Origin of the sequence: Marinitoga sp. 1135 (assembly GCF_013363245.1) — a bacterium.
Lineage (GTDB): Bacteria > Thermotogota > Thermotogae > Petrotogales > Petrotogaceae > Marinitoga > Marinitoga piezophila.
Genome location: NZ_LBEZ01000003.1, coordinates 233,278 through 249,710, shown reverse-complemented (window position 1 = coordinate 249,710; position 16,433 = coordinate 233,278). Strand labels below are relative to the sequence as shown.

Below are 16,433 nucleotides of genomic sequence, written 5' to 3'. Positions count from 1 at the left end.
TCTCCCCCCAATACTATATAATAGTACCTTTCTCAATTACTTTAATGCCATTTTCACCAATAATTTTCCTGCCTTCACGTATTTCACAGTCTTTATCAATAATGGCATTTCTTATAACGCTTCCTTCAGAAATTATTGTGTCCTGTAATATAATGGAATTTTCCACTACCGCACCTGCTTTTATTCGAACACCTCGTGAAATAATGGAATTTTTAACCATTCCATTTATTATTGTTCCATCGGCAATAAATGAATTTTTAACGCTGGCATTAATGTTAATTTTAGGTGGCGCATAATCTTTTAATTTGGTATATATTTTATTTTGATAGAATAATTCCTGTCGTATTTCCTTTTTCAATATATCCATATTTGTATTATAATAAGTTTCTATGGATTTTTTTATATTTGACCAGTATCCTTTGAAATCATAGGCATATACTCTTAATTTTTTTAGATTCGGAATTATAATATCTTTTACAAGGTCTTTACCGCCATTAGGAATACTGGTGTAAAGTAATTCTATTAAAAGTGCTTTATTTATAAAATAAACTCCAAGTGAAATTCTTTTTGATTTTATTTCTTCAGGTTTTTCGTAGAATTCTGTAATTCTTCCATCATTTTCTGTAATTACCTGGCCATATTGAGACAATTCCTTTTCATTATCAATTTCTTTTGTTAATATGGATATATCAGCAGCATTTGAAAGATGAAATCTATATAATTCTGAAAAGTCAAAATTATATATATGATCACCAGAACCAATTAAAACGAAATCTTCGTCACCACGCCTTAATAACGTCATATTCTGAAATATGGCATCAGCAGTACCTTTATAAACAGGGATTTCGTCTTTTTTTCTAAAAAAAGGTTGTAAAATAAATAAACCGCCTGTTTTTCTGTCGAGATCCCATTCTTTACCGCTTCCGAGATGATCCATTAAACTTCGTGGATAATATTGTGTCAGCACACCAACTTTTTTAATTTTTGAATTTACAAAATTACTAATTGTAAAATCTATAGCTCTATACTTTCCAAATACCGGAACTGCTGCACTGGCTCTTTTCATTGTTAATTGTTCAATACCGCTTTTTGATGAACCTGCCAGAATTAAACCGAGAACTTTCATTCTATCATTCCCCCTCAAATAAGTCGAAAAATTCCCTTTCAAGATGTTTTAATTTTTCAATATCCTTGTCTTTGATATCTGGATATAAATATGAATAATCCAGGCCAATTAATTTTATAACAGGCATTAAAAGATTTTTTTTGAATATTGGATATTGAAATAATAATTTTAAATTTTTAAGCATTTTTTTGTACGCATAACCATAACTTATACCTGTTATTCCAAATTCTTTTTTTAATACATCATTGAATTTTCTGTCAATAATTTCTATATTTTCAATCTGTAGAATTTTCCACCATTTTTGTTCAATAAAATGCATTCCATATATTTTTAAAGATAATAATTCGTCAAAATTATATTCAAAATGCGTATGAGAAATTGGTTCTGAATAATATGAATTAATGATACCATGTAATTTTTCATCAAGTTCCATATGCAATATGAAACCTTTATAAAAATCATTCGGGAACCCTTTCATTATTTCTTTAAATTCATTAGATGATATTTTATGCAATATATCTCCAATTTCTTTATATTTTTTTTCATTTGCGTAAAAGAATACATCTGGCCCTTGAGCTCCAAGGTATAGTTCCGTGTTCCAATTATTGTGTTTTTTCATTGCGTATATAATATGTGCAAGCATACTTGGCATAAAGTCACCTCAAAATTCTTATCCACATACATTTCAAATATAAGCTTTCAGGTATTTGAAGTATCCATGGATGATCGTTAGATTGAGTAATGATATCTATTGCATTTAATCTAATTCCTTCAAATTCAACACTTCTTCTTAAAGATTCTACCAACAAATCTATATCTGCCTGATAGGCGCAGCTACATACGCTTAATATGCCATTATCTTCGAGTTTTAGAATACCGGATCGAGATATTCGTTTGAATATTTGAACGCCTTTATGCCTTTCAGTTTTCTTTTTTATTAAAGATGGTGGGTCTAACATCATAAGATTAAATTTATAATCTGTATTTTCAAGATATTTTTCTACATCTCCATATATTGCTTCGATTTTATCTTCTACACCATTCAATTTTGCATTTTCCTTTAATAATTCAATAGCGTATTCATCTTTATCAACAGCAACAACGTGTTTTGCACCAAAAACAGCCATGTTTAATGCAAAACCACCTGTATATGAATATCCGTCAAATCCTGTAGCATCTTTTGAATATTGTCTTATATATATTCTATTTTTTCTTTGATCGAAGAAAAAACCAGTTTTTTGGCCATTTTTTATATCGACAATATATTTTATACCTTCTTCTTCAATAGTAAATCTATCTGGTGGATTTTCTCCATATAAAAGACCCACATTTCTTTCAAGATTTTCTTTTGAAGATGTTTCAAAATCACTTCTTTCATATATTCCTTTAATTTCATTTCCAAATAAGTCAATCAATGCATCTATAATTTCATTTTTGAAATTTTCTACACCTTTATTTCTAAACTGAATTACAAGAAATTTTTCATATTTATCTATTATTATTCCAGGAATTCCATCAGCTTCTGCATGGAAAAAACGATATGAATCTCCATATCCTTTTCTTATTAATAATGCGGTTTTGAATTTGTTTAAGAAGAAATTTTTATCTATATTTTCATCTTTTAAGGTTAAGATTTTTACAGCAATATTTGAGCTATTTGAAAAAAATCCTTTTCCTATATATTCAAAATCTTTTGAAAAAACATTGCACAATTCACCGTCTTTTTTTTCACCGGTGATTTCGGAAATTTCATCTTTAAAAATCCATAAATATCCATTTTTAATCTTTTTTTCTTTTCCTTTTTTTAAAGTCACTACTATCATAAATCGCCCTGCACATCCAATCTATAGTTTAAAATTTCCTCTTCACTGAAGAAGATTTTCATTTCTCTTTCTGCTTTTTCTGGTGAGTCTGAAGCATGAACAATATTTTTTGTAACACTCATTCCAAATTCTCCTCTTATACTTCCTGGAGAAGCTTTTAATGGATCTGTTGCACCTATTATGTGTCTTACCATTTCTATAACTCTTGGTCCTTCTACTACCATAACAACAGAAGGACCAGATAATACAAAATCAATTAACTCATTATAAAAAGGTTTATCTTTGTGTTCTTCATATAGTTTTTCAGCCTGTTCTCTTGTAAACTGTATCATTTTTAAGGCAATAATCTTTATTCCTCTTCTTTCCAATCTACTGATAACTTCTCCTGTTAATCCTCTTCTTATAGTGTTGGGTTTCAAAAAAATAAATTCTCTTTCTACCATACTTAAATCCCCCCTGTCTCCTTGATTTTACCATTTTCTAATTTTATTGAATAATCACAGTATTGAAGAAGTTTTGATTCGTGAGAAACAACAACAATTGTTTTGCCGATATTTTTTAACTCTTTAAAAAGGTTAAAAACAATTTCTTTGTTTTTTAGGTCTAAACTTCCTGTTGGTTCATCTGCTAAAATTATTTTTGTATCACCAACAATGGCTCTTAAAATACTGGCTCTTTGTTGTTCACCACCAGATATTTCATGAGGATATTTATTTATAATTGATTCTATTCCTAATAAATTAGCATAATCCATAATTTCATTTTTATTTTCTTTTTTTACGCGTATTAATTGAGCTAATCTGGCATTTTCAAAAATAGTAAGCTCGTTTATTAAATTGAAAAATTGAAAAACAAAACCAATTTTTTTCTTATGAAATTCAAAATTATATTCAATTGTTCCAGTTTGAATTTTTAATAAGTTTCCAATTAAAAATAATAAAGTGCTTTTCCCGCTTCCAGAATGACCATAAATGCCGAAATATGAATTTTCCGGAATTGAAAAATTTATATTTTCTAAAACATTATGATTTCCATCATATGAATATGAAATATTTTTTATCTCAATAATATTATTCACCATGAAGCACCTCTACAATATCAAAAGAAAGAAGCTTTCGAGATGAAATAAAAGAAAAAGTAAAGGATAATAATGTGATAAATATAAAGGCTAATATTATATCTGTTGAGGATAAATAAAATGGGATTTTATCGATATAGAAGATATTTTGTGGTATAGGAATATTAACATTTTCAAGTATTTTTACTGTAATTATTGATAAGATGCTTCCAAAAACAAATCCTACAAGAGCAATTATCATACTTTCTCCAATAAAAACCATAGCTATTTTTTGTTTTCCCATACCAAGCGATTTTAAAATTCCAATTTCTCTTTTTCTAACAAAAATAGAGTACATAACAGAATTTGAAATGCTAAATCCGCTCATAAAAACTACAAAAAAGGTAATTAACATTGCAAAATATGAATCCATTTCAACGGCTTTGGCAAAATTTTCATTTTGCTCTTCCCAGGTTGTAGCTAAGATTCCATTTAAATATTTACTTTTAATTTCTTGAGCTTTTTCTGGATTTTTTAAGTAGATACCTATATAATTATAAGATTTTTTAGTTGATTCTTGTAAAATGAAAGCAGAATCTACAATGTATATTCCTGATTTGAATATTCCAGAAACTTTTAGTATTTTCATCTTAATATTTCCAGAGTCATCTGTATATATAAGATTTAAATTGTCCCCAATATCTATATTTAAATTTTGAGCTAAAGCATTTCCTATTACTGCTTTTTCAAAGGAACCTTTTACCAATAACTTTTTAAATATTGTTATATCATCTACTTCCATTAAACTTGCGCCGATTTTTTTACCGTAAATATTAAAAAAACCCTGATATGTGGAAAATTTTATTCTTGAAATTTCTTCAGGAATTTTTTTGTTATATTGTTGAAAAATGGTGATGTGTGGATTAAAAGAGGTAATAGACCTTATTAACAAAACATCAAAACCTTTTATTACAGATATAACAACAATCATTCCCCAAACACCTATCAAAATGGATAAAAAAGGAAACAAGAAATGTTTCCTGTTTTTTTTCAAAAATCCTTTAATAAGTATAACTATTTCTTTCATAAATTACTCCCCACTAATATAATAGCATCTGATTTTAAAGTGTTATAGTAATTATTGCTTAAAAATTTTATCAGAGAAAAATACACCATCTCATTTCCTTTTATATCAACAATTTCAAAGGTTTCATTTTTATATCTTTTGCGTATTTCTTCTAATATCTTTTCCTTGTATTCCGGAGTTTTTATAAATATGTATGATTTATTATGTTTTATTCCATCGACATTTGGAAGTATATCTACTATTTCAATTAAATATCCACGCGCATTTGTCCATCTGTTTCTGGTTACAGTATAAAAACTTAAACCAAAACTTTCCATGTTGTTTATTAATGTTACCCATATTTTCTTATTTTCTTTTGGTTCTTCAAATTTTACAAGGTATTGATGCATATATTCTGCATTTTTGGAAGAAAGCTTTACGTAATCATTAACGATTTCAACAGGCAAATTCAAAAAATTAATTTCTGCATTTTTTGAAACCAGAAACAGAGAGAATAATTTTTTAAAATCAAATGAATTTACTGTGTTTTTTAAAACTATATCAATGGATTTAATTATTTTTGACATTCCTGAGCTTTTTGCTGCGTTCATTAAGGCGAATAATACGTCCTTTTGTCTTTGAATTCTCCCTAAATCACCCATTGCATCATGTCTAAAACGAGCGTAATATAAAAGCTCTTCTCCATTTAAATAGTTATATCCCTGCTTAAAGTCTATATGCAAATTTTGATGATAATCCTCATAATACATATCTTTTGGAACGTATATTCTTACAGGTGCAAAAAGATTTCCGACTTCTTTAAATAATCCATAGTCAAAAACAAGATAATCAGATATTTTCACCTTAAACATATTTTCTAATAAATTTATTAATTCTTTAGCGCCGTATTTTACATATATTGCATTTACTCTTAAAGTGTTGTTATTTATAGTAACAAGTAAATCTCTGGGAATTGGTAAAACCAGTATTTTTTCTTTTTTTGTATTTACTCCAACTAACAATATAGAATCTGTCCTTGAAACCTTTTCATTAACATCTGTTGTATCCATCCCAAGAACTAAAAAATAATATGTTTCAGGAAGTTTTTCTATATTTGCATATGTTTTTACAAAAGGATATATCATGGAAATGATAACCATGATTGAGAAAATAATTCCCAGAAAATACATAAAATATTTCATTTAATCACTCCATAATAGTCTTCAATGATTCAATATTAGTTTTATCTATATAATTCCTTTTTACATCTTTTTTTAAGTCTGGTAAGTTAATCTCTATTGGCTGAGATAAAAGTGTTTTTATTTCCAATTTATCATAACCAGTAATTGAATATTTTGAAAAAGCCTGTAATAATGCAAACATTCCATTATAAGAGATATTTGTGCTACCATCTTTTCTGATTATGTCTATTAACTTATTAATTGTAAACATATCCATGAGTCCTGATTTTCGAGTTTTTAATGTATCAAAGAAATTATCGATGGTTGTTCCACTTCCCTTTAACTTTGCAACTAATGAAGGAACTGTATCTTTTTTTACTGAAAAGTAGTATTTTATTGTTGATGGATTGATTTCAAAAATTTCTTCAAAATTTGTTAGAGCTTCCTCCGGTTTTAAAGAATCAATATAAAGGTTTTTTTCTGAATAATAAACATTATCAGGACTCTTTACAATAAATATTTTTCTTGAATTATTTTTTATTCTAACAAAATAAATTTCCGTATTCTTTCCATCTTCATATGAAATGAGATAACTAATTGAGTCGGCCTTTAATTCTGTGCTGTTTTTTAAATTATTGTAAAAATAATATACTCCACCAATACCTGCAATTATTATAATTAATAAAATTATCCATATAAGACTTCCTGATGAACCTCTTCTTGTATTTCCAACCTGTAATCTTGTTGCCACTTACTCCACCTCCATAATATTATAATTCCATGCTTCAACAGTTTCATACAGCAATAAATGTTTTTTTTCAATAGCATAAATTATTTTATTTTTTAATATTTCTATATAAGCTTTTTCAATATCTCTTTTTGCTAATTCTCTCAAATACTCAACATTTTCATAATTCCTTGTAGGTTCAATTGAATCTGAAATAAATAATATCTTTCCAATTATATTTGTATTAAAGCATTTACAGCCACTTGTATGAAAATATATAGCCTCATAAATATCATTACAAATATTATATTTTTTTTTCAAGAATTCAGCGGCTATTTTTCCATGCAATAATATTGGATTTTTGACTTCTACCTTGGAGAGTTCCAATCCATAACTTTTTGCCATATTTAAGAAACGATAAGGTTTCACATCCCTAAAAAGGTCATGCCCAAAGGCGGCTATTTCAGCTTTTAATTCAGATACACCATATAGATTTGCGAGTATTTTTGACATATATGCTACACCCATAATATGTTTTAATCTATAAGGGCTTACGAGTTTATTTAATAGTTCTTTTATTTCTTCTTTTATTGTTTCCAATATATCACCTCATAAAATTTCAAATTCTGAAGAATAAAGTGTAAAACCTTCTGTTTCTATTTCTTCTTCTATGGTTTCAAAAAAGGATATAAGGAAATCTTTATCTTTGGAAAGCGTAACTATAGATATTTCAAGCAATTGTTTATTGTCATGGAAATCGCTTTCAGTTATTGCAAGATTAAATTTTTTTCTCAGTTTATTTATAAGTCGTTTTACAATGCTTCTTTTTTCTTTTAATGAATGTACATCAAATAATCTAATTTGATAATATGCCAATAAAACTCTCATATTCACCACTTTTTATATTCGATTTTATCTTCGATGTATTCTTCAAATCTTGCCATAATAAATAAAAGATCAGATAATCTATTTACGTATTTTATAAGGTATTCATTTACTTTATTTTTTTTAGAAAGAGTTATTATTCTTCTTTCTGCACGCCTTGCTATAGTTCTACAAATGTCAAGTTTTGCTGATTGTATAGTTGTTCCAGGTATAACAAAGCCTTTTAATTGCACTGCATCTTCAAAATAATGGACAAGTTTTGTGATTTCATCTACATCTTCTTTTGTTATTGGTTGAACAAAAAGTTTGCTTTCAGATGCAAGTTCTCCTGCAACCCTGAAAAGGTTATCTTGAACTTTGTGGATAATATCTTTTACTTTATAGGATTTTACATAATGTTTTGCTTCTCCTAAAAAAGATGATAATTCATCAATAGTTCCGTATGCTTCAACCCTGGCATCATCTTTGTCTACTCTTTCGCCAGACCATAAACTTGTTTGACCTTTATCTCCACCGCCAGTGCTAATTGACATTATCTTCCTCCTTCCAGAATCTTTTTCACATATATTATACCATTTTAAGTTACAAAAACAGAAATTAAAATTCAAAAAGTTTTTGAGAAAATAAAAAATACCGCCAGAAGATTTTTCAACTGGCGGTATTTTTATAAAATTATGAGTTTATTATTTCCATATATCTGTCTACAAATGCCTGAACTTCATGCATACCAAAGTTTCTATAGAAACGTGTAATTTCTTTATTATCCTCATCAACAAATACAAGTGTTGGTACAGAGAAAACAAGCATTTGACCTGCGACTTCCATTTTTTCATCAATATCCACATATTCTACTTCAATATTGTTTTCTGCCATTAAAGCTTCGACCTTTGGCCATAATGCCTTACATGTTCTGCATGTTTTGTTTGCAAAGTACATAGCTTTTATCATTTCATAACCCCCTTACTTTTTATTTTTTCTTTCAGGGGGATTTTAACAAATAGACTTTAAATATTAAAGAAATTTTGTTAACAGTGCTTGAAATTTAAAATTCAATATATTCTCCTGGTTTTAAAATTTCACAATTTACTCCGAGACTTTCTACTTTTGTTTTAAATGCCTGTGGATCAGCACTGATAATATCCCATGTATTATAATGGAATGGAACTACTACTTTTGGTTTTATCATCTTTGTTGCAATTACTGCATCTTCAACATCCATTACGAAATTTCCGCCAATAGGTAAGAATGCAATATCAATATTTTCAAGTTCCAATAATTCCATATCTTTAGTTAATCCTGTATCACCAGCATGATAAATCTTTTTTCCATCTATTTCTACAATAAATCCTCCAGGATTACCACCATATATTATTTTATCTCCTTCTATAATTCCAGAACCATGTAAAGCAGGGGTCATTTTTAATGAACCAAAATCAAATTGTTTTCTTCCTCCTATATGCATTGGGTGTATATTTTTTACTCCTTTTGAACCAAGATATTCACAAATTTCAAAGTTTGATATTACAACTGCTCCAGTTTTTTTCGCAAGCTCTACTGTATTTCCAAGATGATCTAAATGACCATGCGTTACAAGAATATAATCTAATTCTTTTACATCGTCAACTTTTAGTGTTGATTGTGGATTGTCATTGAGAAAAGGGTCAATAATAAACTTTTTGCTTCCTTCTATTAATACTGTAGCATGCCCGATAAAAGTTACTTTCATAGTATCCCCTCCTTAGCCGATGTTAATACTGATTCCAATGTATATACAATATAACAACAACAAAATTAACCCCTTAAAAAATCCCATTTCTCTTTTTCTAAACATAAATAATTCTGTTAATATTATTATTCCAACCATATAATAAGCATCGAATATTACATTTCTATCAGGTACAATTGGATGAATACTTGCAGAAATTCCAAGAACAACTAAGATATTAAAAGCATTAGAACCTATTAAATTGCCAACAAGAATATCGTTTGTTCCTTTTTTTGCTGCGATAATACTTGTAACAAGTTCTGGTAAAGAAGTTCCTAAAGCTATAATAGTTACACCAATAAGTGTTTCGGATAATCCCATCGCTATAGCCAGTCCTGATGCTCCATTAACAGTTACGTCTCCACCAATAGCCAACATTACAATACCAAGCAATGATAAGAATGTAATTTTACCCCAGGACATATCTTTAGTTTCTACTTCATTTAATTCTTCAGAAAATTGTTCCTGAAAGGTTTTATCCATTTTTGCCATATTATACATATAAGCTATAAATATAATTAAGTATGTAAGTAGCATAAAACCATCGTAATTTGAGAGAGAACTATTTCCATCAAGCAACATAAATAACAATGTCATAGAAATAAGAATAACAAACGGTATTTCATATAATAAAGTGCTTTTTTTTATTATGCTCTTTCTAACCATCGATGAAAGCCCAAGAATTAAAGCAATATTTGCGATATTACTTCCTATTACATTTCCTAAAGCAATACCTGCTGAACCTTTAAAAGCAGCACTTATACTAACAAATAATTCTGGAGCACTTGTGCCAAAAGCAACTAATGTTAGTCCTGTAAATAATTCTGAAACTCCCATTTTTCTTGAAAAGCCAACAGCACCGCTAATAAGATAATCTGCACCTTTTATTAGTAAAATCATTCCAATCACTACAAGGACAAAATCCAATAACAATTATTCCATCTCCCTTCTGTATTTATCCAAAAGACTAAAAAACTCATCATCAGACATCTTTTTATTATAATATTGTTCTTTAAAAGTAGATATAAATTGATATATATTATTCACCAATATAGGATAATCTAAAACTTTACTATATATATCCTCACTTTTAGCTTTATCTTCAATAACTTTTTTATACAAATTTCGGTTTGTTGATTTTAAATAGTTTAACCTTATTGCTTCAGCAATTAATTCAGGCCATATATCACTTTTTTTCTTTTTTTGTATTTTATATCCGAAAACATAGTGTGAGAGTTCGTGCACAAAAATACCGTTTTTGAAATCGATATTTCTTAGAAATATATAGTTCGGATAAAGAAAAAAGGATTGTGCATATTCATTATTAAATATATATAACTCTTCTGGAAGTTCAATATTTACTGATTTTAGGAAAATAATTCCCTCTGTTATATAAGAAACATCGAAATTATCTTCATAATATATTTTAGTATTATCTAAAAGAATTTTATTTTCAGGAATTGAATATGCAATATATAACTTATTTGTATTTCTTACTTCAAAATCAGTGTTTATTTTAATTGGTATATGTATAGTATAGTTTTTCTGAAAATTAATAAGCATAATTTCATCTATTTTTATTCTTTTTATTCCAAAATTATATTCAGTAAAATCTTTCCCATTGAAAAACTCTATAGTTTCAAAGGGATTTAAATTAATTATGGTAATGCTATCCTTTTTAAAAATTATAAAGTTAAAGAGAAATAGAAAAATTACCAGGAGAAAGAGATAAATCCTTCGAGATTTCCACCAACCCATTTTTTATCACCTATTTTTATATGTGTTTTTCCAAGATGCGGTTGAGTTAAATATACATAATTTTCAAAAGCCTTTATATTATCGATATTTTCAATTTCAAAATTAGGATTTATAATTACATTTAATTTTTTATTATTATCTTCAATATTTGAATTTACAGCAATTATTTTGCCGCTATTCAATTTTAATTCAAAATCTTTTTTTATTTCCAATTCTTCAAAAGGTTTTTGAATAAGTAATTGATATTTCTTTTGATAAAATTGCCCTGTAATAATTGTTAAATTATTATAGTCTGCAATTGCTGATAGGAAATCAGATATTTGTTCTAATTCATCATCGTTTATAGAACCATTTTTAAAAGCATTTCCGTTTATAAACATAAAAGAAGGATTTTTATGATAAACAAAATCTACCATTCCTTCAATAAACTCTATATTTTCTTCAAGGGAATTTAAAGGGTTAAACTGCAAAACAAGAAAATTCAAGTTCATAATTCACCTCCGAAAGTTTTTCTTTCTATAATTATATTATAAAACAAAAATATGACATTTCAAATAAAAAAATGAACGTTATGTCGGAAAACTTATAAAAAAAATAATATTTAGGTGTAAAATATAATTGTTAATTAATTTTAAAAGGGGTGGAGATTGTGAGAAAACAACTTTATCGTTCGAGAAAGGATCGTGTAGTTGCAGGAGTTTGTGGTGGCATTGCTGAATATTTTGATATAAGTTCTATTATAGTAAGATTAATATGTATAGCTTTATTTTTAAGTAATGGTATTGGAATATGGGTATATATTATTGCGTGGTTAATAATCCCTACGGAACCTTTAAATAACAAGTTTGAAACTGAAACTATTGAAGGAAAAAACTATAAAAAGAGAAATAGAGAGATGGGAAGCATATTTATAGGCTCAGCGTTTATTATAATTGGAATACTTCAAATACTTTATAATTTTTTTCCTGAAATTGTTCATTTTTCTTCAGCTCTAATAGCAGGTATAATACTTGTATTTTTGGGTATATATTTAATCTACAATGAATGGGGTGAAAAAAGATGAAATATGTAATGGGGATATTTTTCGTATTAATGGGTATTTTTCTTATTTTAAATGGTTTTGACATTGATTTATTTACAAGAATAGTTTTCAATTTCACAAGATTCTGGCCGTTTATTTTTATTATGATAGGAATTTCCATATTATCTTCAACCAAAAAGCTAAAATGGATGAAGCATCTTAATACTGTAGTTGGAATTATATTTATTTTACTCTTATTATTCTGGAATAAAAATACCTTTGATACATCTTTTTCATTTGATTATAATGAAGAGAAATATGAAAAAAATTATTTTGAAATATTGCCAGATGAGTATGAGAATAAAACCTTTAAAATGGATTTTTCTGCAGTAACTGTAAAAGTAAATATTAGAGATGATATAGATAAAATAGAAGGAACATATTATGGTCCTGAGCCTCTTGAAATAAGGAATAATGGTAATGTAATAAAGATTAATTCTGATACTTTTTTAAAAAACGGATATAAAATTATTTTGGATCTTCCTTCAAAATATACATATAATTTTGATATTAATGCAGGTGCCGCTAACTTTGAATTAAAAGAACAATATAATAATATAGAAAAAATTTCAATAGACGCTGGTGCCGCTAATATAAAAGGAGAAATAAGAGAAGGATTTAACATTCCGCTTGTAATAAATACAGATAGCGGAGCTTTGAAATTATCTTTGAAAATACCAGAAAACAGCACATATTTTTATTCTCTTGATGGTTTGGTGAAAAATACTCATATTGATTCTGGATTGATAAAAACAGATATTAATCCAGATATAAGAATTATTTCTGATAGTGGAGTTTCAAGTATCGCATTGAAAGTGATAGAAGAGTAAATAAATTCTGGGGGCATTTGATATGAAAAAAATAATTGAGATTAAGCACTTAAAAAAGTATTATAAAAATGTTAAGGCTGTAGATGACATTTCCTTTGATGTATACGAAGGTGAAGTGTTTGCTTTTTTGGGGCCAAATGGTGCAGGAAAAACCACTACACTTGAAATTATAGAAGGACTTAGAAAAAAGGATTCCGGAGAAATAATATATTTTGATAAATATACTGACCCTTCGGATAATTACATAAAACAAAGAATAGGTGTTCAATTACAAAACAGTGCTTTTTTTGATAACCTTACAGTATATGAAACATTAAAAATGTTTGAAGGTTTATATCCCAAAACCAGAGAAGCGGATGAAATACTTGAAATTATGTCATTAAATGAAAAGAAAAATTCAAAAGTAAAGAAATTGTCCGGTGGTCAAAAGCAACGTCTTGCTATAGGCATTGCTTTAATCAATGATCCTGATATACTGTTTCTCGATGAACCAACTACAGGACTTGACCCACAGTCAAGAAGAAATATATGGGAAATTGTTTTAAACCTTAAAAAAGCTGGTAAAACCATAGTTTTAACCACACATTATATGGAAGAAGCTGAATATCTTTCAGATAGAGTTTACATAATAGATCATGGAAAAATAATTGCAAATGGCAGTGTTAATGAATTAATTAAATCTCTAAATAAAAAATCAATTATTACATTTGAAACAAAAACACCTGATCTTTTTTTAGATAAGTTTAGAGAAATAAATGTTACGAATGAAAAAGTGGAAATAGAAACAAATGAAGTTGAAAAAGTATTATTTGAAATATTGAATTTAACAAAAAAATCAGAAATTACTGTTGATAACTTAACTATAAGAAAACCAAATCTTGAAGATGTTTTTCTACATCTTACCGGTCGTTCATTAAGGGATTGAGGTGAATGACTATGTCTAAATTAATCATATTGACTAAATCAATGTTAAAAAACAATATTAGATCGTTTGATAGTTACTTTTGGGCATTTATCTTTCCTGTGGTTCTTTTTGTTATCTTTGTAATGATTTTTGATAATATTAATTATAGTGAAGACCTTTCTTTTAATTCATTAAAAGCAGGAATTGTATATGAAAAAAAACTTACAGGATTTGGGAAAACCATTATCTCTCAAATGCTTAAACATACAAATTTCAAAACAGAAAATATAAATACTTTAGATGAAGCATTAAATGAATTGAAAAATAAAAAATTGGATATTATAATTTACTTTCCAGATGATTTTTCTTTAAATCTTAATTCTTCATTGTTTGGAATAAAACAAAAAGAAGCAAATGTGGATATATATTATGTAGAAGGCAGAAATAACTCAAAAATATTAAAGGAAATATCAAAAATCTTTTTTGAATACTCAAATATAGAGATAATAAAAAATGTAAAAAAAATAAAAGAGCCTGAAATAAAAAAAATTGCTATAGATTCAAAAGATGTTTTTAGATATAGGGATTTTTTATTTCCGGGAATATTGATTATGTCCATAATGTCTATAGGATTCTTTTCAATTCCATATGACATATTATTTTCGAGGGATTCTGGCATTAACAAGAAAATGCTAACCACACCGGTAAATGGTTTTACATATTTCTTGAGTATACTTTTAAGTGATTTAATTATAGTAATGTTATCCAGCATATTTTTATTTTTAGCTGGAATTATAATGCATGTTTCTTCAGAATTTTTCTCTGTAAGATTTTTTCTCTTATACCTTTTTTCTATAATTACTATTTTTTCTTTTGGATTGTTAATAACAGCATTTTCGAAAAATATTAGTTCAACTATGTCAATTTTAAATATTCTTTTTCAAATATTTATGTTTTTAGGGGGATTATATTTTCCTGTATTTAATATTCCCTGGGCAATAAAATGGATAGTATATATAAACCCTATTACATATCTTGTAGAAGGTATGAGAAGAACAATAGGAATGAATATATCTCCTATTTCAAATGCCTGGCTAATAATAGTTCCGATGCTATGGATTATTATGTCTTTTATGGCGTTTTCAATAAAATATAGGAAGGTGATGGGATATGAATAAGATTTATATTTTAAGCAAATACATCACCAGAGATATAATAAAAAATAAAGGGGATATGTTCTTTGTTATATTTTTTCCTGTAATATTACTTATTATTTTTGGTTTTGTTTTTGAACAGCAAAACTCTAAGTCTATTGTTGCATTATATGCTGATAGTAACTATTATAAAAATGAATTAGATAAAATATACAATGTGATTCCGGAAAAGTCTGAAAACGATGTAAAAGATTCAGTAAAAAAAGGAAAAGCAAATATTGGAATATATATTTCGGAATATAATGCAATTATTTTCTATAATTCTTCAGATATAAAAAATTCTCAGGATATAAATTTTCTCGAGTTAACCTTAAAAAAATTACTTATAAAAAATCGTTCTAATATTAAAAATGATTATATAGTTGTCAGAGAAAATAAAGTATTAACAACTGAAAAAGAGCATGAATATATAGACTTTCTTTTAGCTGGTTTAATTGGGATTTCCTTACTTTCAAATGGAATGTTTTCTGTTATTACATTGTTTGGGAAATATAAAAAACAGAATATATTAAAACGTTTTATACTAATTCCAATGAATCCAATTGAATTTGTGATTGGATTTTCAATATCAAGAATTTTTATGACATTTATTTCCTCAATAATACTTATATATGCCGGAAAAATAATATTTTCTTCTACAATAACAGTTAATTGGAATGCGTATATTATATTAGCTTTAAATGCTACATTTGGAATGATGGGGCTTGGCTTATTGTTTTTATTCTTTTTTAAAAATACTGAGACAGCACAGAATGCTGCTTCTGCATTCTTTACATTAATGATGTTCTTTTCCGGAGTATATTTCCCTATAGAATTTTTACCCAAATATTTTCAACCATTATCCTATATACTTCCAACAAAATATGTTATAGATGGAATTCGTTATACATTTGGAATTGACAATATGAAAATTCAATATCTTGTTTTTTTAAATATCGTCTTGTTAATAACAGGAATTTTTCTTCTCATAATTGCATCAAAAAAATTCTTAATGCCGGAAAAGTGAGATAAAAATA

At 27.2% G+C, this 16,433-nt stretch carries 21 protein-coding genes; 5 read left to right on the top strand and 16 right to left on the bottom strand.

Going from position 1 to position 16,433, the window contains the following annotated elements:
- Positions 1 to 13 precede the first annotated feature (13 nt).
- From glgD to XO10_RS02555, 16 genes are all read right to left on the bottom strand, one after another.
- The gene (glgD, locus tag XO10_RS02630) at positions 14 to 1,126 is read right to left on the bottom strand and encodes a glucose-1-phosphate adenylyltransferase subunit GlgD (RefSeq protein WP_014296021.1); all 1,113 of its coding nucleotides are present in this window, start codon (positions 1,124 to 1,126) and stop codon (positions 14 to 16) included.
- Between the two features lie 4 nt (positions 1,127 to 1,130).
- The gene (locus tag XO10_RS02625) at positions 1,131 to 1,778 is read right to left on the bottom strand and encodes a hypothetical protein (RefSeq protein ID WP_014296020.1); all 648 of its coding nucleotides are present in this window, start codon (positions 1,776 to 1,778) and stop codon (positions 1,131 to 1,133) included.
- Between the two features lie 4 nt (positions 1,779 to 1,782).
- Entirely contained in the window at positions 1,783 to 2,949 is a 1,167-nt protein-coding gene (locus tag XO10_RS02620; RefSeq protein WP_175421094.1) for a class I SAM-dependent rRNA methyltransferase, read from the bottom strand.
- A complete protein-coding gene (gene ndk, locus XO10_RS02615; RefSeq protein ID WP_014296018.1) occupies positions 2,946 to 3,392 on the bottom strand; it encodes a nucleoside-diphosphate kinase in 447 nt (148 codons plus the stop codon). The genes XO10_RS02620 and ndk overlap by 4 nt, the downstream gene beginning before the upstream one ends.
- Positions 3,393 to 3,394: 2 nt before the next feature.
- A complete protein-coding gene (locus XO10_RS02610; RefSeq protein ID WP_014296017.1) occupies positions 3,395 to 4,030 on the bottom strand; it encodes an ABC transporter ATP-binding protein in 636 nt (211 codons plus the stop codon).
- A complete protein-coding gene (locus XO10_RS02605) occupies positions 4,020 to 5,093 on the bottom strand; it encodes an ABC transporter permease (RefSeq protein WP_175421093.1) in 1,074 nt (357 codons plus the stop codon). The genes XO10_RS02610 and XO10_RS02605 overlap by 11 nt, the downstream gene beginning before the upstream one ends.
- Entirely contained in the window at positions 5,090 to 6,274 is a 1,185-nt protein-coding gene (locus tag XO10_RS02600; RefSeq protein WP_014296015.1) for an LCP family protein, read from the bottom strand. Before XO10_RS02600 ends, XO10_RS02605 begins: the two co-directional genes overlap by 4 nt.
- A 4-nt stretch (positions 6,275 to 6,278) precedes the next feature.
- The gene (locus XO10_RS02595; RefSeq protein ID WP_075780311.1) at positions 6,279 to 7,004 is read right to left on the bottom strand and encodes a hypothetical protein; all 726 of its coding nucleotides are present in this window, start codon (positions 7,002 to 7,004) and stop codon (positions 6,279 to 6,281) included.
- Complete coding sequence (yqeK, locus tag XO10_RS02590) at positions 7,005 to 7,580, bottom strand: bis(5'-nucleosyl)-tetraphosphatase (symmetrical) YqeK (RefSeq protein WP_014296013.1); 576 nt, start codon at positions 7,578 to 7,580, stop codon at positions 7,005 to 7,007.
- Between the two features lie 9 nt (positions 7,581 to 7,589).
- Complete coding sequence (locus XO10_RS02585; protein WP_041638455.1) at positions 7,590 to 7,868, bottom strand: DUF503 domain-containing protein; 279 nt, start codon at positions 7,866 to 7,868, stop codon at positions 7,590 to 7,592.
- Between the two features lie 2 nt (positions 7,869 to 7,870).
- On the bottom strand, positions 7,871 to 8,398 hold the full coding sequence (locus XO10_RS02580) for a cob(I)yrinic acid a,c-diamide adenosyltransferase (RefSeq protein WP_014296011.1): 528 nt from the start codon (positions 8,396 to 8,398) through the stop codon (positions 7,871 to 7,873).
- Positions 8,399 to 8,537: 139 nt separating this feature from the next.
- Positions 8,538 to 8,813, bottom strand: a complete 276-nt coding sequence (locus tag XO10_RS02575; protein ID WP_014296010.1) for a thioredoxin family protein — start codon at positions 8,811 to 8,813, stop codon at positions 8,538 to 8,540.
- Positions 8,814 to 8,907: 94 nt separating this feature from the next.
- On the bottom strand, positions 8,908 to 9,591 hold the full coding sequence (locus XO10_RS02570; protein ID WP_014296009.1) for a metal-dependent hydrolase: 684 nt from the start codon (positions 9,589 to 9,591) through the stop codon (positions 8,908 to 8,910).
- 12 nt (positions 9,592 to 9,603) lie between these two features.
- Complete coding sequence (locus XO10_RS02565; protein ID WP_014296008.1) at positions 9,604 to 10,563, bottom strand: calcium/sodium antiporter; 960 nt, start codon at positions 10,561 to 10,563, stop codon at positions 9,604 to 9,606.
- Positions 10,564 to 11,388, bottom strand: a complete 825-nt coding sequence (locus XO10_RS02560) for a hypothetical protein (RefSeq protein ID WP_175421092.1) — start codon at positions 11,386 to 11,388, stop codon at positions 10,564 to 10,566. It lies immediately after the preceding gene.
- On the bottom strand, positions 11,343 to 11,879 hold the full coding sequence (locus tag XO10_RS02555) for a hypothetical protein (RefSeq protein ID WP_041638453.1): 537 nt from the start codon (positions 11,877 to 11,879) through the stop codon (positions 11,343 to 11,345). Before XO10_RS02555 ends, XO10_RS02560 begins: the two co-directional genes overlap by 46 nt.
- A gap of 158 nt (positions 11,880 to 12,037) precedes the next feature.
- Here XO10_RS02555 and XO10_RS02550 point away from each other — a divergent pair, with 158 nt between their 5' ends.
- From XO10_RS02550 to XO10_RS02530, 5 genes are read left to right on the top strand one after another with little or no spacing between them, the layout of a single operon-like run.
- Positions 12,038 to 12,451, top strand: a complete 414-nt coding sequence (locus XO10_RS02550) for a PspC domain-containing protein (RefSeq protein WP_217671611.1) — start codon at positions 12,038 to 12,040, stop codon at positions 12,449 to 12,451.
- Complete coding sequence (locus XO10_RS02545; protein ID WP_175418115.1) at positions 12,448 to 13,299, top strand: hypothetical protein; 852 nt, start codon at positions 12,448 to 12,450, stop codon at positions 13,297 to 13,299. The genes XO10_RS02550 and XO10_RS02545 overlap by 4 nt, the downstream gene beginning before the upstream one ends.
- A gap of 22 nt (positions 13,300 to 13,321) precedes the next feature.
- On the top strand, positions 13,322 to 14,224 hold the full coding sequence (locus XO10_RS02540) for an ABC transporter ATP-binding protein (RefSeq protein WP_175418114.1): 903 nt from the start codon (positions 13,322 to 13,324) through the stop codon (positions 14,222 to 14,224).
- Positions 14,225 to 14,235: 11 nt separating this feature from the next.
- On the top strand, positions 14,236 to 15,381 hold the full coding sequence (locus XO10_RS02535; RefSeq protein ID WP_175421091.1) for an ABC transporter permease: 1,146 nt from the start codon (positions 14,236 to 14,238) through the stop codon (positions 15,379 to 15,381).
- Positions 15,374 to 16,423 carry an ABC transporter permease gene (locus tag XO10_RS02530; protein WP_075780306.1) on the top strand — a complete coding sequence of 350 codons (1,050 nt, stop codon included), beginning with the start codon at positions 15,374 to 15,376 and terminating at the stop codon, positions 16,421 to 16,423. Before XO10_RS02535 ends, XO10_RS02530 begins: the two co-directional genes overlap by 8 nt.
- Positions 16,424 to 16,433 lie beyond the last annotated feature (10 nt).